Source organism: Synechococcus sp. PROS-7-1, assembly GCF_014279795.1.
In the GTDB taxonomy this organism is placed as follows: Bacteria; Cyanobacteriota; Cyanobacteriia; order PCC-6307; family Cyanobiaceae; genus Synechococcus_C.
In genome coordinates this window covers 1522568-1543825 of record NZ_CP047945.1, presented here as the reverse complement: position 1 = coordinate 1543825, position 21258 = coordinate 1522568, and the positions used below count along the sequence as shown (strand labels likewise).

Here is a 21258-nt window from a genome sequence, read left to right as displayed (position 1 = left end):
CCCCGCTCAGCGGGACATCATTTGATCAGCTTGGCAGCCAGAGGGGCAGCAGCTTCCAGCAGCGGATTGGTGGAGTCATGTCCACCCTCGAGCAGCTTGGCCACATCGGCCTCGACCGGCATGGGCTGAACCGCGACCACTTCTTCAATCAGCTCCATGCTCGCCATCCCACCGGCTTCAAGGCGCATGCAGCCCCCCGACTCTGCACAGAGGATCACGCAGATTGCTGGTTTGTCCTCGGGTTTACAGATCAGGCGCAGTCCCACGATCTGGCCAGGGTGAATGCTGGGCTGTCCCATGGGCACTGGCGAGACGCGCATTTGCACCGCGACGCCATCCGCTCTCACAAATTCAGCACTGATGCTGTGGTCATCGTGATGCTGGGTGCGTTGCAGATGCCATCCCAAACGATCAGCGATCCAGCTGGCCAACAGGAGTCCTTGAACCGGATGGTCTCCTTCCACGTCGATGTCCAGCTGCACCACGTGGCTGAGGGCATTTCGACGATTCGGCGGATCGAACACCATGGCCAGGGTTTGATGCCAGCTTCCGAGCCTTAGCCAATTGAGGTCGTTGACGGCCTGGCCGCTTTCGATCCTTGTGGCCAGCAGATTCAGGCAGAACCCGGGATCACCCAGTGCCGAATCAATGATCAGGCGTCGGGGAGTGCCTGCGAGCTGCATCAGAAGTTCGGGCGCTTCATCGAGGGCGCCGTTCCACCACACCCAAGAGGGCAGATCCTCAGGAAGCAGTGGTTGCAGGATGGAGAGGCCGTCTTCCAGCGAAGGTTGGCCCCCGCGCAGAACCACCACATCACCGCAGGCAACGGTTCCACCCCCCTCCTCAGGCAGTGGGCAGTAAGCGGCAACAAGGGTTTCCAGGGCCTGCTGGTCATCCAGGCTTGGGGCCAGGGTGATCAGCCGACGTGGCCTGAGGGCGCTGAGAGCTGCATCGATGTGTTGGCCCCTGAGGTCATCAGCTTGCTGGGATCCGCCCATGCTGCTCAGGCACGCTGCCACCGGCGCGGTGATGGGTGATGTACTCAACGGCAGATCTCCATCCACCACGGCTTGGCGACCGGCCTGAATCAATTCGGCGCGCTGCACCCCGGTGATTGGTCCTTCGAGGCGACCGGTCCGCACCAGCTGCTGTTCCACCCAGGACGGCTGCCAGATCAGCAGACAGAACGTATGGGATCCAACGCCCCCCTGTTGGTCGCGTGACCAGAGCTGTTCCAGGTAGCTGGGGACCTCCGCGGGGGGGAGTTCGAGGGGGGTCTGAAGCGTGAGCTGGGGTGACATGGTTCAGCTGGTGGGGAAGGGGATGGGTGTCAATCGAGAACAATCAGGGACGGCGCCAGAGCAGGCCATCGCGGGCCATCAGAGCGTCAGAGGCTGCGGGCCCCCAGGTTCGTGACTCATAGGGATGAATCGGCAGCTGCCAGGGGCTGTCTTCAATGAGCTCAAGCAGGGGGGTGTAGAGACGCCAGGCGGCCTCCACTTCATCGCTGCGGGTGAACAGGGTGGGGTCGCCGAGCATTGCATCGGCAAGAAGACGCACATAACCCTCGTCGGAGGGTTCCCCGAAGGATTCGTCGTAAGAGAATTCCATCTCCACGGGTCGGCTGCGCATACCTGATCCGGGGGACTTCACCTCGAAACGGAATTCAGCACCCTCGTCGGGTTGGATGCGCAGGATCAGCTGGTTCGCGGTGGGACCGCCGCCTGCGGCATCAAACAAGTGAACCGGCGCTTCCCGGAACGTGAGGACCACTTCGCTGAGACGTTTCGGCAGTCGCTTGCCGGTGCGCACATAGAACGGCACCCCTTGCCACCGCCAATTGTCGATGAACAGCTTCATGGCCACGTAGGTCTCTGTGGTGCTGTTGGGATCCACCCCCGGTTCCTGTCGGTATCCGGCCAGGGGATTCTCTTGGGTGCCACCCGGTCCGTACTGTCCGCGAATACAGCAATTCCAAGGCTCGTTTTCATCCGCTAGACGGGCTGCCTGCAGCACCTTGGCTTTTTCACTGCGAATGGCCTCGGGGTCGAAACGGCCCGGCGTCTCCATGGCCGTGATCGCCAACATCTGCGTCAGGTGGTTCTGCACCATGTCGCGCAATGCACCGGACGTTTCGTAGTAACCGGCACGCTCTTCGACGCCGACGGTTTCAGCCGCTGTGATCTGAACACTGGAGATGTAATTCCGGTTCCAGATCGGTTCGAAAATGGTGTTGGCAAAGCGCAGAACCATGATGTTCTGCACCGTTTCCTTGCCCAGATAGTGGTCGATGCGGAAGATCTGGTTTTCCTGGCCACAGCTTTGAACGATGCGATTCAGGGCCTGGGCGCTTCCGTAGTCCCGTCCAAAGGGCTTTTCAATCACCACACGGCTGCGTTGAGGATCCTTCAGCAGGCCGGCATCGGCCAATGCCCGACACCCACTGCCGTAGAACTTCGGTGAGACCGAAAGATAGAAGGTGCGGTTGCTGCGGGTTGCCCTGAGGCGGTCGATGCTGTCGAGCCGGTGACCCAGCTTCACCAGATCCTCGGGCTGCTGGAGATCCACCGGCTCGTAGAACATGCCAGCTGCGAACTGGTCCCATGCCACGCGGTTCTCGTTCACCGTCTTCTCCATGGCCTGGGCCATTTTCTGGCGGAACTCTTCATCGCTCCAGGGCCGACGGGCGCAGCCAAGAAGGGCGAATTCGCTCGGCAAGCGTCGCTGCAGAAAGAGCTCGAATAAGGCTGGGACCAGCTTCCGATGGGTGAGGTCACCGCTCGCACCGAAGATCACAAGGCACTGGGGTGCGATGACTCGCTCCTGACGCAGTCCGACCCTCAGCGGGTTCGTCATCGTTGCGCTCATGGCACAGATCGTTCTGTCGCAGGTTTAACCAGGAATTTCCGTCCTGACAGTGCTCTAGAACAACCCGCCATGTTTTTGTTGCTGGCTGTTCCCAGCACCTGTGCATCAAAAAAGCCCGCCATCAGGCGGGCTTCCATCGTTTTCAGACGGCGAGGCAGACCTCAATAAGTCTCCACATGCCAACGATCGGCTTTCTTGAGCTGGGGGCGCAGCTCCGACCAATCGAGACCCTTGGCCGCAGCAGCGGCGCTCATCGCCTCATCGATGCCTGGTTCCATGCCCCGCAAACCGCACATGTAAACGTGCGTTTTGGGGTTCTCGATCATCGAGAAAATTTCATCGGCGTGTTCGAGGACGCGGTCCTGGATGTACATGCGTCCGCCCTTGCTGTTCTGCTGCTCGCGGCTGATGGCCTTCGTGTAGCGGAAACTGTCGGGATACTCGCGCTCGTAACGCTCAAAGTCCTCGTCGTAGAGAAGGTTCGGAGTTTTCGGTGCACCCATGAACAGCCAGGCCTTGCCCCGGAAGGTCCAGCCGTTCTTTTCCCGTTCTGAGGGCTCGAACATGCGGCGGAGGTAGGTGCGCATCGGCGCAATACCAGTGCCGGTGGCCAACATGATCACGTTGGCGTCCTCGTCATCGGGGAGGAGCATCTCCTTGCCCACCGGACCGGTGATCTTCACTTTGGTTCCTGGCTCGATGTCGCAGAGGTAGGTCGAGCAGACCCCTTTGATCTCTTCGCCGGCATCATTTTTGTATTCCAACTGGCGAACACAGAGGGACACCGTGTGGTCAGCCATGTTGTCGCCGTGACGCGTGCTGGCGATCGAGTAGAGACGCAGCTTGTGGGGTTTCCCCTTCGCGTCTTCACCTTCGGGAATGATGCCGATGGATTGGCCTTCGACGTACTCGAGATGGGGATCACCACCGCTGAGGTCAAAGGTGATGTGTTGCACCCGTCCGATCGCCCCTTCTTTCAGCAGGCTGTAGTTCTCCGTGACGGTGCCCATGAAGGGTGCCCTGGGCTTGTAGAGGTTCACAGGCACAGCCTTGTGTGCAGGCTTGTGTGGGGTTTCGGTCACGGTGGAGGTGGCGGAGGCTTTTGAGACGTTGGAGGCTGCCGAGCCAGTGGTGTGGGCTGCGGCAGAAGCGGTGCCGGCTGTCACCGACAGAATTCTTCCACCACAAGCATTAATGCGCTGAACGGTGGACTGCAGGCGGTCGTAAGACACTGTGAAGGTTTGTTCGGACCGGCGCTGCTTTGACGACTGCAGGCCGACAACAACCAACGTGAACACCCGTTCGTTGTAGGTGTTGTTCGCTGCAGAGCTGACGCGCATGAGATCCCGCTTGCCTTAAAGACGGCGCGATCATAGGCGTGACCTTGGATTGTCATGCGTTCTGTCGTGGTTCAGCTCAATGAGCTGGTCGTGTGGCTGACTTTCATTAAGATTCCGTTGTTATCTTTCTCAGGTTGACCATCGAAGTCTCCTTGAAGACTCTTCAGCGCGCCCCACTGGGCCAGCACCAGCCGATCGAGCAGACCATGGAGCGCCTCCCCCAGGGCGTGCGTCGTTTGGCCGTGCAGCTGCGGACTTCACTGCCTGTGAAGGAGCTCTGGGAGGTTTTGACCGACTACGAAGCGCTGAGCGAGTTCATCCCAAACCTGTCGCGCAGCACCCTTCTGGCCCGGCAAGGCAGTTTGGTGACGCTCTCCCAGATCGGCAGCCAGCAGCTTCTGGGGCTGAAGTTTTCCGCTTCAGTTCAGCTTGAGTTGACGGAACATCGGCCGGAAGGGCTGCTTCAGTTCCGCATGCTGAAAGGCGATTTTCGCCGTTTCGAAGGATGTTGGCGACTTCAGGCTGTTCCCGATGCCACCCTTCTTCTTTACGACCTAACGGTTCAGGGATGTCTTGGCATGCCTGTGGCGCTGATCGAACAGCGCCTGAGAACTGACCTCACTGAAAATTTACTTGCAGTAGAAAAAGAAGCGATCCGTCGACGTTCTCGTTAATTCAAGTCTTTAATCAATGATTCAAGTCTTCAATCATTCACTTGATTGAATTCAATGACAAACTGATTGATTGATACCCCCAAGGGGATTCGAACCCCTGTCGCCTCCGTGAAAGGGAGGTGTCCTAGGCCTCTAGACGATGGGGGCGAGGCCGTGATCTTGGGTGTGCTCCCGATCACTAAATGAAATTACGGGGCCAACTGACCCTCCGTCAAGACTGTGGACATCTTCTCCTGACCCTGTCCTTGCCACACAGGAACAGTGAAGGTGAAGCATGCACCCTTGCCCGGTTCAGAGATCACCCAGATGCGTCCGCCATGCACCTCCACAATGCGTCTGCAGACCGATAGCCCAACACCGAACCCAGATGTCCCCCCGGAGGTCTGCGGAAGGCGGACCCTGTCGAGAAAGATGCGTTGCTGCTCCTCTTCTGGAATGCCTGGACCGCTGTCGCTGATGCTGACCTGGATCCACTGACTGGTGCGGTGCAGCATGCTCACGGCAATCGTTCCGCCGTCCTGGGTGTATTTAAGGGCGTTTTCCAGGAGATTCAGAAGCACCTGGCGCATGCGTCGTTGATCGGCATAGGCCAGGGGAAGGTCGGCAGGAATATCGGTTTGGATGGTCACATTTCTGCCGAACCAAAGCTTCTCCAGCTCCAGGATCGCTTCCGCTGCAACACTGGCCAGATCAAGTCGCTGAGGGTTGAACAGGGCCTCCCAGCGGGTGCTCCCGACCTCCAGCAGATCTTTCGACAGCAAAGCGATCTCCTCGAGGCGCCGTTTCAGAACATCCCTGAAGCGATTGAGATCGATTTGCCCCCGTTGTTGACTCTGCAACGCGAGGGTGGCTGCGGTCAGAGGCGTTCGCAGTTCATGGGCCACCATGCGCAGCAATCGTTCCTGGGATTGCAGGCGGTCGATCAGTGTTTCATTTTCCTGACGCAGAACAAGAAGTTGATCTTCCAGTTGGAGCTCTCGTTGTGTGCGACTGCCATCCAGCTCCGTCGGCTTGAGGCTGAGCCCGAGCCCACTGACGACTTCGTCCTGCTGCCAGCGCGGTAGCCATCCCCTCAGCTGCTGAAAAATGCTGCTGCCAGCAAACACCTGCTTCGGAACCGGCTGAAGTTTCACCAGCGCTGGTGTCACTACCAATCGGTGAAGCTCCAGCAATTCAGGCTGCTGCAAAGGATCAGCAACCTGAAGCGTGACGTCGAAACCGCAGTCCTCATTCTCCAGAAACTGGATCAGGGAGCGCAGATCACCGCTCGAAAGGTGGTGACGACCAGCAACAAGAAGAAGGCTCAGTTGCTGTCGTGGTGTGGGATCCATCCCGACCACCAGGTGAGGCTCCCAAAGTTGAGCCTCACCTTATGGGTTTTTGCAAAGAGCGGCAGAACCGCTAAGACTTTTTTGTACAGACTGTTGTCACCCAGGACACAGCATGCCCCTTCTGCCTGTCGAACGTCGCGGCGCTCAGCCGCCAGACGGGGATTCCCCCGCTTCTCCGCGGGTTCCCCTCGACGGCAACCTGCGTCGTTGGTTTGCTCGCAATTTGGGACTTTGGCGCTCTCGGCGTCAGTACGTTTTCAAGAACGAGGAAGTGTTGTTCCTCGACATGATGATTCGTGTGGAGATTTTTGCGGAATCCCGCGTCGGCAAACCGCGTTACCGCATGAGTTGGTGGCCTGAACACGAAACCGACTTCTTCGAAAAAAAACCTCGCTATCAGCGTGAAGGGGTCATGGAGGCCACCTTGCTGGGCCATCAGCTGCAGCGAAGCCGTGCCTATCTCGAAGAGGTTGAATCCAAAACGCGCATCCGTCAGGTTGACGAACATGAGGTTGTGTTCGAGTCCCATTACCTCGACTGGGATGTACAGGAATACACGCGCCTGATTGATCAGGATCGTTTCCGCTCAAGAGCCATCTACAGCTGGCAGAAGGGAGATTTAGAAATCGTGGAACATCATCATGAAACGCGTGTGGAAGATGCGTCCGCACCGATTCCCGGCTAGGGGATAGGGACGGTTCAGGTTCAGTGCCTCACCCAGTGGTGCGAATCCTGGGGAATGGTGCAGCATGGCTGCGTTAATTGGTCAGGATTCTTGGCTTCACTCCGTCAATTCCGTTCCGTGATGGCCGCTCCTCTGGCCATGTTGTCTCTTGCTCTGGTGACTCCTGCCGTTTTGGCCCAGGGCGCAGCCAAGCCCCAGTCGAAGCCTGCCTCCGATAGCGACATCTTCCTCTACCGCGGGATGGGTTCCTCTTATGTCTGCAACGCCAGAACCGCTGGCGTTGAGTTCCCGAAGGCTGTTGGTATCGCTGCAGCGACCTATGTGCAGCTGCTGAACGGCCGCCATGGTGGTCTTGTGGCATCCACCGGCAGTAAGAAGCTCACCAATGAACAGCTGTTTGCAGGCGCGGAGTTCCAAATCATCACTGGGGCACTTCAGTTCTGTCCTGACAAGGTGCCTGCCGATGTGAAGACCAAGGTGGAGGAAGCGATCAAGAAGCAACAGGCCGGCGGTCAGTAATCAACAGATACGAGGGTGAGGTTTTCACCCTCGTCAGCACCGTGATGGGGGAGTCAGGATCTGTTGAGCGTGAGACGTTCATGGTCAGCAGCCCCTCCCCTCAGCCCACCGTTCGTCTTGAGGATTACCGGCCGTTTCCCTTCAGGATTCCGAAGACAGAGCTGAACGTCGTGATTCAGGAGCACGACGTTCAGGTAACGGCTGATCTCCATCTTGAGCCGGTCCTGCAATTCCCTGAACCCCTGCGTCTTCAGGGGGTTGATCTTGACTTGCTCTCCGTGGCTCTTGATGGCCATGCCCTCGATGCTGACTCCTACAGCCTGAGCGGCAACACACTCCAGATTCACGCAACTCCGAATCAACCCTTCACCGTGACGACGGTGTGCAAGCTCGATCCGGCAGCCAACGGTTCGCTTGAAGGGCTTTACGCCAGTGGGGGCATGCTCACCACGCAATGCGAAGCCGAGGGATTCCGGCGCATCACCTTTCATCCTGACCGTCCGGATGTGCTCAGTCGCTTCCGAGTGCGCATTGAGGCGGACCGTGAGTGTTATCCAGTCCTTCTCTCCAACGGCAACGCTGTTGAAGCCGGGCCCATTCCTCAGTCACCCGGCCGTCACGCTGTGGTTTGGGAAGACCCGTTCCCGAAGCCGTCCTATCTCTTTGCCCTGGTGGCGGGGGACTTGAAGGAAATCAGAGATCACTTCACCACTTCATCCGGCCGTCGCGTGACGTTGCGGCTGCATGTGGAAGCGGGGGATGAGCCCTACACCGCCCATGCCATGCAGTCCCTCAAGCGATCCATGGCCTGGGATGAACAGGTTTACGGTCTCGAGTACGACCTTGACGAGTTCAATACGGTTGCGGTGCGCCACTTCAACATGGGCGCCATGGAGAACAAGAGTCTGAATATTTTCAATTCGAAGTTGGTTCTTGCTGATGCAGAAACAGCCACTGATGGAGAACTGGAACGCATCGAGAGCGTGGTCGCTCACGAATATTTCCACAATTGGTCTGGAAATCGGATCACTTGTCGCGACTGGTTTCAACTGTCGCTCAAGGAAGGTCTCACAGTGTTCCGCGACCAGTGCTTCACCGCCGATCTGCATTCCTCAGCGCTTAAACGCATCGAGGATGCCGCGATGCTGCGCAACACCCAGTTTCGTGAGGATGCTGGACCCACAGCCCACCCAGTGAAGCCTGATGCCTACCAGGCCATCGATAACTTCTACACAACGACAATCTATGAGAAAGGTGCCGAGCTGATTCGCATGCTGCGCACCCTTCTGGGGGATGAGCGCTTCATGCGGGGGATGCGTCTGTATTTCCAACGCCATGACGGAGACGCCGCCACAACCGAGGATTTTTTAGCGGCGATTGTTGAAGGCGCGACTGAGGATGGCACTCCTCTCAACTTTCAGCCTGAGCAGTTCAAGCGTTGGTATCACCAGGCCGGCACTCCCCATGTGTCGGTGGATCGGCAATGGGACGCAACGGCAGGACGTTTGACGCTGACGTTTCGCCAGTCCACGGCACCCACACCTGGCCAGCCAGACAAACTGCCGGTTGTCATTCCCGTTCTCTGGAGTGTTCTGAACACTGATGGTCGCGCTGGTGATGAGCGCTTGCTTGTTCTTGATCAAGACCAGCAAACTGTCGTTCTCGAGGGTTTGGCCTGCACTCCTCAGCCTCCAGTGCTCTCGCTGTTCCGGCAGTTTTCAGCTCCGGTGACCTGGACGGCTCAGCAGGGCGACGATGACCTCTTTGCCCTGTTCGCGCAAGACACCGATGCGTTTGCCCGCTGGGATGCCGGGCAGCAGATCTGGAAGCGTCTCCTGCTGGCTCGGGCATCGGGTGGTGACGATTCACCTCTCGAGGAGCGGATGCTGGACGCACTCAGCCAGTTGCTGTCCCCTGCCGGGGAAAAGGATCCCGCCGTTCTCGCCACACTGTTGGCCTTTCCCGGATTGGCTGAGTTGGAGGCCCTGCAGGATGAGGCCGATCCACCGGCCCTGTTTCAGGCCGCCTGTGCGCTGCGCGAACTGTTCGGATCACGACTCGCTGATGCGCTGCGGCAGCGACTGGCGTCCAGTGCGGAATCTCTGCAAGCGCCCTGGCCTGCTGGGCAAGGGGAGCGTCAGCTCACGGCCCTGATCTGGAGCTGGCTGGCAGCGGCGGGCGACGAAGGGGTGCGCAATGCTGCGCTGGCAGCTGTGAGCGGTCCATCGATGACCCTCGCCCGTGCAGCCCTGCGAGCCCTTCAACCGATCGACTGTCCCCAGCGTCTGCAAGCGCTCCAGGTGTTTCATGACCGCTGGCAGGACCGCCCAGTGATCTTCGATACCTGGTTTGCGTTGGAAGCATCCACTCCTCGACCGGATGCACTCGCGCGCGTCGAGGCCCTCCTGCAGCACCCTCGATTCGATCCGATGGCTCCTAACTCCGTGCGGGCCGTGCTGGGTGGGCTTGTTGGCAATCCCAGCGTGTTTCATGCGCTGGATGGCAGCGGCTACAGATTCATGGCCCACCAGATCATCGCGGTGGATGCCAGGAATCCGATTACAGCCTCAAGACTGGCCAAGGTCTTCAGCCGTTGGCATACCTACGGACAAGAGCGCAAAGCTGCTGTTCAACATGCTCTAGCTGTGCTGGCGGAGGCTGATCTCTCGACCAACACCCGTGAAGTGGTCACACTGATGCAGGCCTGAGAAAGCCAAAGCCTCGATGTTCAATCCTGAGCACCGAGGCTTTGAAAAGCATCAAAGCGGAAGGCAGGCCCCTCTTGTCCGCTGTATTGACCCCAGAGACCTTCCCAGTAGAAGTAAATGACTCCGTAGCCTTGTTGGTTGCTGAGCCGTTTTTTTTCAGCCAGCACAGGAATCGGTGTGGTGCGTTTTCCAAACCCCGCGAGGATGCCAATCTGCACCGGTAATCCCCATTGGCGAGCTTTGCGCAGCGCTGGCTGATTGAGATCTTTGGCGAAACCTTTTAGGGAGTAAGCGTAATTCTGAACGACCAGATCATCGATCAACTCGCCAACCGCCCAGAGCTCCCAGTCCTGCAGCCAATGGTTATAGGCAAATCGAAAAGGGCCTGGTGAGAGGCTGATTTTCTGTGGAAGCGATTCCTCATCCAAGCGCTGGCGTAGCTCGCGAAGCAGTCCAGTCAACTGACGCCGTCGCCAGGTCATCCAGTAGCGATTGGTGTGGTCTTTGGGTGGTTGAAGCCCGGTGTCTTGCTGGTAAAGCGCCGATGTGTAGGGGTCATAGCCCAGTTCCACAGGCCAGGCGAAATGATCATCGAGCTGCAGTCCATCCATCTTGCAGCGCTTCATCACTTCCACCACAAGACCGATGAACCGCTCGCGCACTTCAGGGTGGGCTGGGTTGAGCCAAACCATCTCTTTCCCGTGCATCCTCATCACGGGATTGCCATTCCGGCGTGTCAACACCCATTCCGGATGCTGCGCCACCACCGCGGCACTCGCAGGCTCCATCAGGCCATATTCAAACCACGGAATCACCTTCATGCCGCGTTTGCGGCCCTCCTTGCTGATGGTGCAGATCGGGTCAAGATTGAGTCCTGCCTTGCGCAGGGCTGGCTCCACCGGTGCGAACCGACTGCGATGAAAGGTGGTGCCTCGGCTCCATACATTCGGATACAACGCTGTGAACCCTGCCTGCTGCAATTCGTCCATCGCCTTTAACAGCGTTGTTCGGTCGTAGTACAGAGGGCTTGGGCTGTTGGTGAGCCAGACACCCAGGGTGCGTTTCGGTTGAACGGAGGGGAGTCCGGCCTGAGCGCCCGTCGTGGTCATGACCAGGGCCAACGCAGCGATGGCACCAGCGCTGCTTCGACGAAAAGTTCGCGGTGAAAGCATCACAACCCGAGTTCAGCGGAACATCGAGCTGACGGAACTCTCCTCATGAATGCGCCAGATCGCTTCACCGAGCATGTTGGCGACCGACAGCACCTGGAGTTGGGGGAACATGCGATCCGATGGGATCGGAATGCTGTTGGTCACCACAACTTGCTCAAACAGTCCGTCCGTTGATAAGCGCTCGGATGCCGGCGGCGAGAACACGGCATGGGTCGCACAGGCGATCACCCGGCTTGCCCCCTGTTGACGCAACAGCCGGGCACCGGCGCAAATGGTGCCCCCGGTGTCGATCATGTCGTCGATGAGGATCGCCGTGCGTTGGTGCACATCCCCGATCACGGTGAGGCTCTCGGCCATGTTGTGACCTGTGCGGCGTTTATCGATGATGGCCAGCGGAGCATCGTTCATTTGCTTGGCAAAGGCTCTCGCCCGTGCCACACCACCCACATCCGGTGAAACAACCACAACCTCGCCGAGCTCCTGGGCGGAGAGGTAATCCACAAGCACTGGGGAGCCGTAAATGTGATCGCAGGGAATGTCGAAGTAACCCTGGATCTGCGCGGAATGAAGATCCATGGCCAGCACCCTGTCCACCCCTGACTTGACCAGGAGATTGGCTGTGAGCTTGGCCGTGATGGATTCCCGGCCTGCGGTCTTCCGATCCGCCCGTGCGTAACCGTAATAGGGGACGACTGCAGTGATCTGCCTTGCTGAAGCACGACGACAGGCGTCGACCATGATCAGCAGCTCCATCAAGTGATCATTCACCGGAGCACAGGTGGGCTGGATCAGGAAAACATCGCAGCCTCGGATGGATTCCTGGATCTGCACATAGAGCTCACCGTCGGCAAAGCGTTTGCAGACCCTCGGGCCATCGGGCACGCCCAAATACGCTGCGATTTCCCGTGCCAGAGCAGGATTCGACGTGCCGCTGAACAGGCGGAGTCGCCGCGTGTCGTGCTGGATCTTCTCCTGTTCGGCGCGGGCTGCAGTCAGGAATCCGGTCACGATGCCCGCGAACGAGAAACTTGGTATTCCGATGGTAGTGGTGCATGGGACACCCCAACCACACCTCTTCCACCCATCCACGGCTTCTAGGGTGCCGCCATGGCGAACAACCTTCTCGTGGTGATCGGAGCCGGAAGGCTGGGTGAAGGGGCCATGGCCTCGGCCTCCCGCAGGCTGGCGGAAGCGTTTGGGGCGACCCTGATCGAACAGGCCTCGGGAGCCGCACCCCATCCCTGTCTGCAACAAATCACCAGCCGATTATCTGGCGGATCATCGGAGCCCACGCTCTTGCGGGTGAGTGGCGATGTCGCCGTGGATGAGTGCGGGGAAGGCAGCTGGCTTGAGGCCCTCGCCTGCTGGCATGTTCCTGTTTTGATGCTGGCTGAGCCACGGAAGGACGGACGTTTTGCCGGCATCGTTCCCGCATCGGTGGCCCTGGCCCGATCGCTTCACGTTGAGCTGCTTGGTCTCGTGCAACTGGGCGGATCCTGGAGCCGTTCCGCCCGCAGGGCCGATGGCCTTCCCTGGTGTGGATGTCTCCAGGGACCCGATGACGATCTCTGCGGTCTGATCAGTTGCCTGCGCTCGCGTTGGGCTCAGGTGGCCAGAGAGGAAGGGCCTGATCGGGCTTGAGCTCGCGAAGTTGCTGCTGGCCGGCTCGTGGTGCCAGCGTCAGCTGGCTGATCACAGGGGGCTCGGTGCTGCTCAGGGCTGCTGCCGCAAGGCTGAGCATTTCGGAGGGGGTGAGGTCGGTTGAGACCTGCGCTGAAACCTCGCCAATCACATCCGGAAGCAAGGCGACGGCATTGGGTTGCCTGAGCTGGTCGTGAATACCGCGCACCAGACGCTGTTGGCGGGCTCTGCGAGCACCATCGTCATTGGGATTGGGGCGGTGTCTGGCCAATTGTTCAGCTTGACGGCCATTGAGCGTCTGGCGGCCGGCCTGCAGGTTGACGGTGTAGTTCTGCGCTTTGTCTTGGCGGTTGTACGACTGGTTGAGGCTCACCTCCACTTCTCCGAGACTGTCCACAAGTACTCGCAGAGCCTGACGGGGCATCACCAGGTAACGATCGGGTTCGCCGGCAGGGAGTCCCACGACTTCAGCGATGACATCGGCGGTGAGCGCCACCCCCCCTTCTCGATAGGCCCTGGCGAGGGGCTGCAACCCTTCGCGACCGGGCAGTTGCACGGCCAGCTCCGTTGGTACCTGAAGCACTTGCAGCGCTTCTCCAGCCTCAACCCTGATCAGCATCAGGCTGTCGGCGTTGGCTGGACCTTTGGGAGCTGCACGGTTTGAAGGATCGTTGATCGCATCCGAATCAAGGCCAACCAGCAGCACCATGACCGACCGCTCCGGGAGGGGTGCCAGGCTGGCAGGGTCATCAGGGGAGGGTGGAGCTGCGGCAATCGGATCAGGTTTTGGCCAGATCAGCGCGAGCCCTCCGCCAATCAGTCCTGCACCGATCACTGCAGCGGCGATTCTCAGCACAGTGCGGCTTGGTTTCGTCCCCAGCCATCGCTTCACACGTCCCTGTGCTGCGTCTCCTGCCGGTGCCGAACCCTCCATGACGCGCTGTTGTTGCTTCAGGCGTTCCAGTCTTGCTCAACTCTCACTGATTAGCGTTGACCTCTCTCCAGGCTTGAGCTGTCTGTGACGTCTTCCCCCGCTTCACCGCTTCCCCACGATCAGGCGCGGCCGATTCCCCGCGATCGGATCCGTCCTGCCAAGGACCTCTGCAGTGATTGCGGCCTCTGTGATTCGCGCTGGGTTGCTTATGTCCGCCAGGCCTGTGCCTTCCTTCATCAAGACTTCGATGGGATGGAACGCAAGGCCCACGGCCGTACCCGCAATCTCGATCAAGACGATGAGCTGTATTTCGGTGTGCAGCAGCGGATGCTCACTGCGCGTTTGCAGACACCGATCGATGGAGCCCAGTGGACCGGGATTGTCAGTCGTCTGGGAGTCCGCGCGTTGGAGACGGGTCTTGTTGATGCCGTGCTCTGCGTTCAGCAGAGCCCTGACGATCGCTTCACGCCGATGCCTGTTCTGGCACGCACTCCGGAGCAGGTTCTTGCGGCAAGGGTCAATAAGCCCACCCTGTCGAACAACCTCTCGGTTCTCGAGCAATTGCCAGGCAGTGGGATCAAACGACTGCTGGCGATTGGTGTGGGCTGCCAGATTCAGGCGCTGCGTGCCGTGCAGGACACCCTCCCGCTCGATGCGCTTTACGTGCTGGGTCTCCCCTGTGTGGACAATGTCTCCCGCGAGGGGCTTCAGACCTTTCTGGAGAGCGCTAGCGCCTCACCGGACACGGTGGTGCACTACGAATTCATGCAGGATTTCAGGATTCATTTCAGGCACAGCGATGGTCACGCGGAAACCGTCCCCTTCTTCGGTCTCGATACGCCGACTCTCAAGGATGTTTTCGCGCCAAGCTGTCTGAGTTGCTTCGACTACGTCAACGCCGGTGCCGACCTGGTTGTTGGCTACATGGGTGCTGAATTCGGACGCCAGTGGTTGGTTGTGCGTAATTCACGAGGGGAGGAATTGCTCAAGTTGGTGGAAGCGGAACTCGATCAGGCGCCGGTGTCGAGCCGAGGAGATCGTCGCCAGGCTGTTCAGCAGGGCATCGACGCCTATGACAAAGCCCTGCGACTGCCCATGTGGCTGGCGGAGGTTGTGGGCTGGATCGTGCAGCGGGTCGGGCCGAAAGGACTGGAATACGGCCGCTTCTCCATTGATTCCCACTTCACCAGAAATGCGCTCTGGCTCCGGCGGCATCATCCTGAGATGGTGGAGCGCCATCTGCCCGCCTTTGCGCGACGCATCGTTGAGCGCTATCGCTTGCCCGCCCGCTGATTCATCGCGTCTATGCCCCATCCAAGAGGGACCGCATCGAGTCGCAGGGTTGGTGTGCTCCTGCACCCCACAGCTCTTCCAGAATCACCGGTGTGCGGCAGTTTTGGTGCTGCGGCTCGTGGCTGGCTTCATTCGCTCGCTCGCCAGGGAATCAAGGTGTGGCAAGTGCTGCCGCTGGCCCCACCGGACGGCACGGGCTCTCCATACAGCTCACCATCCAGTTTCGCCATCAATCCCTGGTTGCTCGATGCCCAGGATCTGAGCGACGAAGGGTTCATCGCCCCCGATGATGTGTTGGCCCTTCCCCAAGGGACTGAGGCAAACGGAGAAAGAGCCGAGGGCCTTGATTTCGCTTTGGCTGATCAACGGGCCAACGCGCTCGCCAGATCACTGCGCCTCCGTTGGTCAGAGCAATCTGCCGATCGCCACCAGGCCTTTCAGCGGTGGTGCGTTGATCAGGCGCGTTGGCTTCGTGATCACTCCGCCTTCATGGTGCTGCGTCGTGAGTCAGCAGGTTTGCCTTGGTGGGACTGGGCACATGAGCTGGCGGTCCACCGCGATACGGCATTGGAGCAATGGCGCTGCTCACATCAGGATGAACTTCTTGAGCAGGATCTTCTTCAGTGGCATCTCGATCGTCAGTGGCGCCAGCTCCGCGCCCTAGCAAGCGACCTTGGCGTGGAAATCCTCGGCGATCTTCCGTTCTATGTCGCTCGCGACAGCGCCGATGTATGGAGCAACCGCTCGCTGTTTTCGATTGCCGGTGATGGACGTCTCCGTCAGCAGAGTGGTGTTCCTCCGGATTACTTCTCCGCCACTGGCCAGCTCTGGGGGACCCCCGTTTACACCTGGGGACGGCATCGTCAGACAGGATTCCGCTGGTGGCGTGATCGCTTAAGGCGTCAATGGGATCTCGCCGACAGGCTTCGGCTCGACCATTTCCGTGCTCTGGCTGCTTACTGGTCGGTTCCCGGCGAGGATGACACGGCCATCAACGGACGCTGGCAACGCTCCCCTGGTGGCGAACTTCTGGCCTTTCTAAGGCGTGACATCGGTGGATACCTGCCCATCGTGGCTGAGGATCTCGGAGTGATCACCCCGGATGTGGAGCGACTTCGCGATCGTTTTCATCTCCCCGGCATGAAGGTTCTGCAGTTCGCCTTTGATGGGAATGCAGACAATCCCTACCTTCCAAGCAACATCAAAGGCAATGGCTGGGTGGTTTATACCGGAACCCACGACAATCCCACGAGCCTGGGTTGGTGGGAGCGTCTGGATCAGTCGTCAAAAGACCAGTTCACCGCCACGCTTGAGCGCAGCGTTGAGGCCCCCGGATGGCAGCTGCTTGAACTGGGTCTCTCGACGTCTGCTGCGTTGGTGGTGGCCCCTCTGCAGGATCTTCTTCACTTGAATGATTCGGCCCGTTTCAACACACCGGGCACGGTGGGCGGAAACTGGATGTGGAGATTGCCGGCCTTTGATGCCGCTCTCGAAGGTGCATTGGAAGGCTATGGGTTGCGTGCCGAGGTCTGGTCCAGGCGGTAAAGCCCGGGCTGGTCTTTCACCGACTTCAGAGCGGCACCGTCCCAGAGGACAGAGCCTGCTTGCGGAGCTGGCTGGATTTTGATCTGCACAGGCGGCAGGAGCTGGAGCGTGAAAGTTCCGATCGCGCCTTGCAGCTTGGTTCGATCCCCTCCTTTGCTGCTCAGATCCACAGCGCTTGGCTGATTGAGTTTGATCTCCAGGACTCCAGGGAGAGGTTGGGGGGCCGTCAGATCGGGAATCGCCTCAGCAGGACTCGCATTGCGCAGATCCTGGAGAGGGCGAAGCCCTTGCAATAAAGCCTCGGACTCGCTCGTGAGATCCAAGGGGACGGGCGTGAGCGTGATCGCGTTGTTGAGGGCCAACTGACGTTGTTGGTGATTGAGGGCCAACACCGAACCAACGATCACCACCCCGTAGAGAACACTCCCCTGCCAGGTGGTGAAGATGTCGATGCTGCCAACGGTGAAGCGGGTGCGCCGTGTTTGTGGAGAGCCCTGAAATGGAAGCGCCTGTTCCCGTAGGGCTCCCCGAAGACTGTCCGGCTCAAGTTCGAGACACTCTTCCAAGCGATGCAACATCGCCACCAGATAGGCAGCCTCCGGCAGGCGCTCTGGCCAGTTCCGCTCCAGCGCCTCCAAAACAGGAGTGGTGATGCGCACTTGCCTGGACAAGTCCCGCAAGCTCAGGCCGCGTTGCTCGCGCTGTTGTCGCAACAGTTGCCCGGCGGCTTCAGCGGGGTCTGCATGACTGGTCGCATTCGAGCGATCGACCGCATCCTTGCTGGATTGGCGGCGGCGCCATGGGAGAAAGCGTTTGATCCAAGCCATGTCTGGGTTATGCCCGATCGGCCTCGGTGCTGATCAAACCTGTCCATTCTTGCTTGGAAAGCTCTCTCCAGCAGCCCTCCCCCATCGAACCGAGGGTGAGATCACCGATGGCGATTCGCTGGAGATCGAGTACGCGATGGCCCAGAGCGAGCGCGATTCTGCGGATCTGCCGATTGCGTCCTTCACGCAGGACGATCTCCAGCACACTGGTCTGGTGAGTCCCCTTTACAAGTTTCACCTCAGCAGGGCGCGTGACCGTCCCATCGAGAACGACTCCCCGTCTCCATTGATTGAGCTTTTCGGTATCGGGCAAGCCAGCCACCGTGATCCGGTAAGTCTTGCGGTGGTTATACCGGGGATGGGTCAGTTTCAACGTGAGCTCCCCCTGGTTGCTCAGAAGCAAGGCGCCTCGGCTGTCTGCATCCAGCCGGCCGACGGGGTGCAGGCCCTCTCTCAGATCCGCAGGTACGAGCTCGAGCACGGTTCGACGTCTCTGTGGGTCCCGGCAGCTGCAGATCACTCCCGCTGGTTTGTTCAGTAGAAGCACCCGGGCTGGGGGGGCTTTCTGAAGCGGACGGCCGTCCACTTCAATGGTGTCAAGGTCTAGATCGGCCTGGTCTCCAATGGTTGCCAGCTGTCCATTCACGCGGACCCGATGGTCTCGCAAGAGATCCTCAGCCTTGCGTCGGGAGCAGACCCCTGCAGAAGCAATCAGTTTCTGCAGTCGTTGGCGCGTCAAGGTTGAGCTCCACTCATGCCTGTCCTTTCGGAAGCAGAAGTTCCATCGATGTACCTCCATCAGGATGATTTCTGGCCTGGACGCGGCCGCCATGGTTCACCGCGATCTGCTGAACGATGGCTAGGCCGAGACCACTGCCACTGCGGTTGGATCGGGCTCTGGAGGGATCGCCCCGATAAAAACGCTGGAACATATTGCTGAGATCGGTTTCGCTCAGCCCTGGCCCGTGATCTCTGACAGAGAGCAACCACCAACCGCCGCTGGGAAGAATGTCGACTTCGACGGAGTCGTGATCGGGGGAATAACGCAGTGCGTTGTCGAGGAGATTGAGAACGGCTCGATGCAGCCGGCGTTGATCGCCCAGAAGCGGCCCGGGCTCATCGGTGTTGATCGACAGAGACACATCCCTTTGATCAGCGAGCGGGCGAATGCTGTTCCAGGCTCCTTCAACAAGCTGATCCAGATTCAGGGCCGAATAATCAACTTGGTCCCGAGGGAGGATGTTTTCAAGGCGAGAAAGCTCCAGAAGATCTTCCACCATTAATTGCAAACGGCGGAGCTCTCTTTGCAGGCGTTCAACCAAAACACCATCGTCTTCGCTGACGGCTCCCTCGAGCCGGTCACTCACCAGCATCAACGCCGTCAGCGGGGTTTTGAGTTCGTGGGCGACGTCGCTGACCCAGCGCTCCTGCTGCTGCTGCTGGGCTTCCAGGGACTGCCTGTTTTGAAGCAGGACCAGAAGCCATTCATCCGAACCCGGCAGCACGATTGCTTCGAGGGGAATCCTCTGCTGTTCCCACTCACAGCGTTGCGGTCGCTGTTGATGGCGCACGCTGATGATCGCCTCCTCTAGCTCAGGCACTGAAAGCACCTCGTCGAGTGGCTGGCCGCGGACCAGCAGATTGCTGGAGAACTGCAGTAGGCGTTCAGCCCGGGAATTGATATATCCGATCGTCAGATCAGGCGTGAGGATCAACCATCCCTGGGTGGCCGCATCGATCCAGGCCAGCAATTGGGGTGTGGTCAGCGAATGACCTGACAGCACTGATGGCATCAGGTGCGCTTTGGAGCCTCTGGCTGCGGAGCCTCGTTGTCTGCCAGCGAGAATCCAACCTCCAGCAATTCCGATGATGAGTCCGAGAACAACTCCAGTTCCTGCGCTCACGATGATTAACCGAAGCGGTAGCCGAATCCCCTAACGGTGCGAATGTGTTCGGGAGAGGATGGCTCCTCCTCAATCTTTTCTCTTAACCAGCGGATGTGGACATCAACGGTTTTGGTGTCTCCGACAAAGTCGATCCCCCAGATTCTTTCCAATAACTGATCTCTGCTCCAGACCCTCTTGGGATTTCGAATCAGTAGTTCGAGGATTTTGTACTCCTTGGGGGAAAGCGTTAGGTCCTCGCCGTCGCGGGTGACACGGCACTCCTGGGCATAAAGACAGAGGTTGCCACTCTGAACAACCTGGCGATCCTCATTTGGGACGGACGCGATCTGTTGGGTGCGTCGCAGCAAGGCTCGACAGCGTGCGACCAGTTCTCGCAGGCCGAAGGGTTTGACGAGGTAATCGTCAGCGCCCACTTCAAGACCGAGCACTCTGTCGGTTTCACTGTCCCGCGCACTGATGACCAACACGGGGGTCTGGTTATTGAGTTTGCGCAGTTGCCGGCAGAGATCGAGCCCACCAAGGCCTGGAAGCATCAGGTCGAGTACAAGCAGATCCACATCTTTGGTGCCTGGTTCGGCAAGGAGAGCCAGGGCGTCGGCGCCATTACCGCATGACTTCACATCGAAGCCTTCAGCACGAAGGGCTTCCTCCACCGTTTCTCTGATTGAATCATCGTCTTCAACCACGAGCAGTTTTGCTGTGCCCACTGTGCTCGTTGCGGAAGCAACCACGAGAAAACGTTTCGCTGAAGCCATTCTGGACATGGATACGCCTTTTTGCTTTTGAAACCACGTTCTTTGGTGTTAGGTTAAGAAACATTCTGGTTTCGTAACTGATGGCGCCCTTGGCCCTGCTCCCAGACGCAGACATGGTGCGCTCCTATCTGCGCGACATCGGCCGGGTGCCGTTGCTGAGCCATCAGCAGGAGATCACCTTGGGCCGTCAGGTGCAGGAGCTGATGGAGCTGGAGGCAACAGAAGCAGAGTTGCAGGAGAAGCGCGGTGGAGAAGCCGTGCCTGCAGCGGAGCTGGCCAAAGCAGCGGGATTGAGCGCGGTGCAACTGAAGCGCAAGCTGCAGGCGGGCCGCCGCGCTAAAGAGCGGATGGTGGCGGCGAATCTGCGCCTGGTGGTGAGCGTGGCCAAGAAATACACCAAGCGGAACATGGAGCTGCTGGATCTGATCCAGGAGGGAACGATTGGTTTGGTGCGTGGTGTGGAGAAGTTCGACCCAACACGGGGCTACAAATTCAGCACCTATGCGTACTGGTGGATCCGCCAGGGAATCACGCGGGCGATTGCGGAGAAGAGCCGGACGATCCGGCTGCCGATCCACATCACCGAGATGCTGAACAAACTGAAGAAAGGGCAGCGTGAACTGAGCCAAGACCTGGGGCGGACGCCATCAGTGACGGAGCTGGCGGCATTTGTGGAGCTGCCGGAGGACGAGGTGAAGGAGCTGATGTGCCGTGCCCGTCAGCCGGTGAGCCTGGAGATGAAGGTGGGCGATGGGGATGACACGGAGCTGCTGGATTTATTGGCCGGTGATGGAGAGCTGCCAAGTGAGCAGGTGGAAGGTGAGTGCCTGAAGGGTGACCTGCGGGATCTGCTGGGCCAGCTGCCGGAACTGCAGGAGCGTGTGCTGCGGATGCGTTACGGGATGGACGGCGAGGAGCCGATGAGCCTTACAGGGATTGCCAAAACGCTCAAGATGAGTCGTGATCGCACCCGCCGGCTTGAGCGGGAGGGCCTGGAATCCCTTCGTCAGGCACCACTTGAGCTCAGGGACTACACCGTGGCTGCCTGAACACGGCCGA

Annotated in this window: 20 protein-coding genes and 1 tRNA gene; 8 read left to right on the top strand and 13 right to left on the bottom strand. The window is 59.3% G+C overall.

From position 1 onward, the window contains the following. Positions 1-17 precede the first annotated feature (17 nt). From SynPROS71_RS08425 to petH, 4 genes are read right to left on the bottom strand one after another with little or no spacing between them, the layout of a single operon-like run. Positions 18-1301, bottom strand: coding sequence for a glucose-6-phosphate dehydrogenase assembly protein OpcA (locus SynPROS71_RS08425; RefSeq protein WP_186594459.1), 1284 nt, complete (start codon positions 1299-1301; stop codon positions 18-20). A gap of 43 nt (positions 1302-1344) precedes the next feature. Then, the gene (gene zwf / locus SynPROS71_RS08420) at positions 1345-2868 is read right to left on the bottom strand and encodes a glucose-6-phosphate dehydrogenase (protein ID WP_186594457.1); all 1524 of its coding nucleotides are present in this window, start codon (positions 2866-2868) and stop codon (positions 1345-1347) included. Further along, complete coding sequence (locus tag SynPROS71_RS13795) at positions 2865-3005, bottom strand: hypothetical protein (protein WP_222929527.1); 141 nt, start codon at positions 3003-3005, stop codon at positions 2865-2867. Before SynPROS71_RS13795 ends, zwf begins: the two co-directional genes overlap by 4 nt. A gap of 24 nt (positions 3006-3029) precedes the next feature. Continuing rightward, complete coding sequence (gene petH / locus SynPROS71_RS08415; RefSeq protein ID WP_186594455.1) at positions 3030-4208, bottom strand: ferredoxin--NADP reductase; 1179 nt, start codon at positions 4206-4208, stop codon at positions 3030-3032. A gap of 206 nt (positions 4209-4414) precedes the next feature. Here petH and SynPROS71_RS08410 point away from each other — a divergent pair, with 206 nt between their 5' ends. Next, on the top strand, positions 4415-4882 hold the full coding sequence (locus SynPROS71_RS08410; protein WP_255442502.1) for an SRPBCC family protein: 468 nt from the start codon (positions 4415-4417) through the stop codon (positions 4880-4882). A gap of 74 nt (positions 4883-4956) precedes the next feature. On the opposite strand, the gene SynPROS71_RS08405 is transcribed toward SynPROS71_RS08410, so the two are convergent. Next, positions 4957-5029 (bottom strand) — tRNA-Glu (locus tag SynPROS71_RS08405). Between the two features lie 41 nt (positions 5030-5070). Continuing rightward, the gene (locus SynPROS71_RS08400; RefSeq protein ID WP_186594453.1) at positions 5071-6213 is read right to left on the bottom strand and encodes a histidine kinase; all 1143 of its coding nucleotides are present in this window, start codon (positions 6211-6213) and stop codon (positions 5071-5073) included. A gap of 112 nt (positions 6214-6325) precedes the next feature. Between SynPROS71_RS08400 and SynPROS71_RS08395 the strand changes: the two genes are divergently transcribed. From SynPROS71_RS08395 to pepN, 3 genes are all read left to right on the top strand, one after another. Further along, positions 6326-6898 carry a hypothetical protein gene (locus SynPROS71_RS08395; protein ID WP_186594452.1) on the top strand — a complete coding sequence of 191 codons (573 nt, stop codon included), beginning with the start codon at positions 6326-6328 and terminating at the stop codon, positions 6896-6898. A 54-nt stretch (positions 6899-6952) separates the two neighbouring features. Beyond that, positions 6953-7417, top strand: coding sequence for a cAMP phosphodiesterase (locus tag SynPROS71_RS08390; RefSeq protein WP_186594450.1), 465 nt, complete (start codon positions 6953-6955; stop codon positions 7415-7417). Between the two features lie 80 nt (positions 7418-7497). Next, positions 7498-10125: an aminopeptidase N gene (pepN, locus tag SynPROS71_RS08385; RefSeq protein WP_186594449.1), complete on the top strand. Its 2628-nt coding sequence runs from the start codon at positions 7498-7500 to the stop codon at positions 10123-10125. A 20-nt stretch (positions 10126-10145) separates the two neighbouring features. On the opposite strand, the gene SynPROS71_RS08380 is transcribed toward pepN, so the two are convergent. After that, positions 10146-11234: a glycoside hydrolase family 10 protein gene (locus SynPROS71_RS08380; RefSeq protein ID WP_186594448.1), complete on the bottom strand. Its 1089-nt coding sequence runs from the start codon at positions 11232-11234 to the stop codon at positions 10146-10148. 75 nt (positions 11235-11309) lie between these two features. Next, positions 11310-12305, bottom strand: coding sequence for a ribose-phosphate pyrophosphokinase (locus tag SynPROS71_RS08375; RefSeq protein WP_186594447.1), 996 nt, complete (start codon positions 12303-12305; stop codon positions 11310-11312). A gap of 99 nt (positions 12306-12404) precedes the next feature. On the opposite strand from SynPROS71_RS08375, the gene SynPROS71_RS08370 reads away from it, so the two are divergent. Beyond that, positions 12405-12938: a hypothetical protein gene (locus tag SynPROS71_RS08370; RefSeq protein ID WP_186594446.1), complete on the top strand. Its 534-nt coding sequence runs from the start codon at positions 12405-12407 to the stop codon at positions 12936-12938. Here the strand turns inward: SynPROS71_RS08370 and SynPROS71_RS08365 are convergent. Then, a complete protein-coding gene (locus tag SynPROS71_RS08365; RefSeq protein WP_186594445.1) occupies positions 12877-13872 on the bottom strand; it encodes an LCP family protein in 996 nt (331 codons plus the stop codon). The genes SynPROS71_RS08370 and SynPROS71_RS08365 overlap by 62 nt on opposite strands. A gap of 84 nt (positions 13873-13956) precedes the next feature. Between SynPROS71_RS08365 and SynPROS71_RS08360 the strand changes: the two genes are divergently transcribed. Together SynPROS71_RS08360 and malQ are read left to right on the top strand one after the other, a co-directional pair. Next, complete coding sequence (locus SynPROS71_RS08360) at positions 13957-15165, top strand: Coenzyme F420 hydrogenase/dehydrogenase, beta subunit C-terminal domain (protein WP_186594444.1); 1209 nt, start codon at positions 13957-13959, stop codon at positions 15163-15165. Positions 15166-15177: 12 nt separating this feature from the next. Next, positions 15178-16710 (top strand): 4-alpha-glucanotransferase, encoded by a 1533-nt coding sequence (gene malQ, locus SynPROS71_RS08355; RefSeq protein ID WP_186594443.1) that lies wholly within the window; start codon positions 15178-15180, stop codon positions 16708-16710. Here the strand turns inward: malQ and SynPROS71_RS08350 are convergent. The 4 genes from SynPROS71_RS08350 to SynPROS71_RS08335 are packed head-to-tail and all read right to left on the bottom strand — an operon-like array spanning position 16674 to position 20199. Continuing rightward, on the bottom strand, positions 16674-17537 hold the full coding sequence (locus tag SynPROS71_RS08350) for a RodZ family helix-turn-helix domain-containing protein (protein WP_186594441.1): 864 nt from the start codon (positions 17535-17537) through the stop codon (positions 16674-16676). The two genes, malQ and SynPROS71_RS08350, sit on opposite strands and share 37 nt — an antisense overlap. 7 nt (positions 17538-17544) lie before the next feature. Further along, the gene (locus tag SynPROS71_RS08345; RefSeq protein ID WP_186594440.1) at positions 17545-18276 is read right to left on the bottom strand and encodes a pseudouridine synthase; all 732 of its coding nucleotides are present in this window, start codon (positions 18274-18276) and stop codon (positions 17545-17547) included. Positions 18277-18289: 13 nt separating this feature from the next. Beyond that, positions 18290-19441, bottom strand: a complete 1152-nt coding sequence (locus tag SynPROS71_RS08340) for a cell wall metabolism sensor histidine kinase WalK (RefSeq protein ID WP_186594438.1) — start codon at positions 19439-19441, stop codon at positions 18290-18292. Positions 19442-19446: 5 nt separating this feature from the next. Then, positions 19447-20199, bottom strand: coding sequence for a response regulator transcription factor (locus tag SynPROS71_RS08335; protein WP_186594436.1), 753 nt, complete (start codon positions 20197-20199; stop codon positions 19447-19449). 80 nt (positions 20200-20279) lie between these two features. On the opposite strand from SynPROS71_RS08335, the gene SynPROS71_RS08330 reads away from it, so the two are divergent. After that, positions 20280-21248 carry an RpoD/SigA family RNA polymerase sigma factor gene (locus SynPROS71_RS08330; RefSeq protein ID WP_186594435.1) on the top strand — a complete coding sequence of 323 codons (969 nt, stop codon included), beginning with the start codon at positions 20280-20282 and terminating at the stop codon, positions 21246-21248. Positions 21249-21258 lie beyond the last annotated feature (10 nt).

Excerpts from the sequence above, each read along its gene's own strand:
- SynPROS71_RS08425 (WP_186594459.1), bottom strand. The coding sequence starts at position 1,301 with ATGTCACCCCAGCTCACGCTTCAGACCCCCCTCGAACTCCCCCCCGCG.
- zwf (WP_186594457.1), bottom strand. The coding sequence starts at position 2,868 with ATGAGCGCAACGATGACGAACCCGCTGAGGGTCGGACTGCGTCAGGAG.
- SynPROS71_RS13795 (WP_222929527.1), bottom strand. The coding sequence starts at position 3,005 with ATGGAAGCCCGCCTGATGGCGGGCTTTTTTGATGCACAGGTGCTGGGA.
- petH (WP_186594455.1), bottom strand. The coding sequence starts at position 4,208 with ATGCGCGTCAGCTCTGCAGCGAACAACACCTACAACGAACGGGTGTTC.
- SynPROS71_RS08410 (WP_255442502.1), top strand. The coding sequence starts at position 4,415 with ATGGAGCGCCTCCCCCAGGGCGTGCGTCGTTTGGCCGTGCAGCTGCGG.
- SynPROS71_RS08400 (WP_186594453.1), bottom strand. The coding sequence starts at position 6,213 with ATGGATCCCACACCACGACAGCAACTGAGCCTTCTTCTTGTTGCTGGT.
- SynPROS71_RS08395 (WP_186594452.1), top strand. The coding sequence starts at position 6,326 with ATGCCCCTTCTGCCTGTCGAACGTCGCGGCGCTCAGCCGCCAGACGGG.
- SynPROS71_RS08390 (WP_186594450.1), top strand. The coding sequence starts at position 6,953 with ATGGTGCAGCATGGCTGCGTTAATTGGTCAGGATTCTTGGCTTCACTC.
- pepN (WP_186594449.1), top strand. The coding sequence starts at position 7,498 with ATGGTCAGCAGCCCCTCCCCTCAGCCCACCGTTCGTCTTGAGGATTAC.
- SynPROS71_RS08380 (WP_186594448.1), bottom strand. The coding sequence starts at position 11,234 with ATGACCACGACGGGCGCTCAGGCCGGACTCCCCTCCGTTCAACCGAAA.
- SynPROS71_RS08370 (WP_186594446.1), top strand. The coding sequence starts at position 12,405 with ATGGCGAACAACCTTCTCGTGGTGATCGGAGCCGGAAGGCTGGGTGAA.
- SynPROS71_RS08365 (WP_186594445.1), bottom strand. The coding sequence starts at position 13,872 with ATGGAGGGTTCGGCACCGGCAGGAGACGCAGCACAGGGACGTGTGAAG.
- malQ (WP_186594443.1), top strand. The coding sequence starts at position 15,178 with ATGCCCCATCCAAGAGGGACCGCATCGAGTCGCAGGGTTGGTGTGCTC.
- SynPROS71_RS08350 (WP_186594441.1), bottom strand. The coding sequence starts at position 17,537 with ATGGCTTGGATCAAACGCTTTCTCCCATGGCGCCGCCGCCAATCCAGC.
- SynPROS71_RS08335 (WP_186594436.1), bottom strand. The coding sequence starts at position 20,199 with ATGGCTTCAGCGAAACGTTTTCTCGTGGTTGCTTCCGCAACGAGCACA.
- SynPROS71_RS08330 (WP_186594435.1), top strand. The coding sequence starts at position 20,280 with ATGGCGCCCTTGGCCCTGCTCCCAGACGCAGACATGGTGCGCTCCTAT.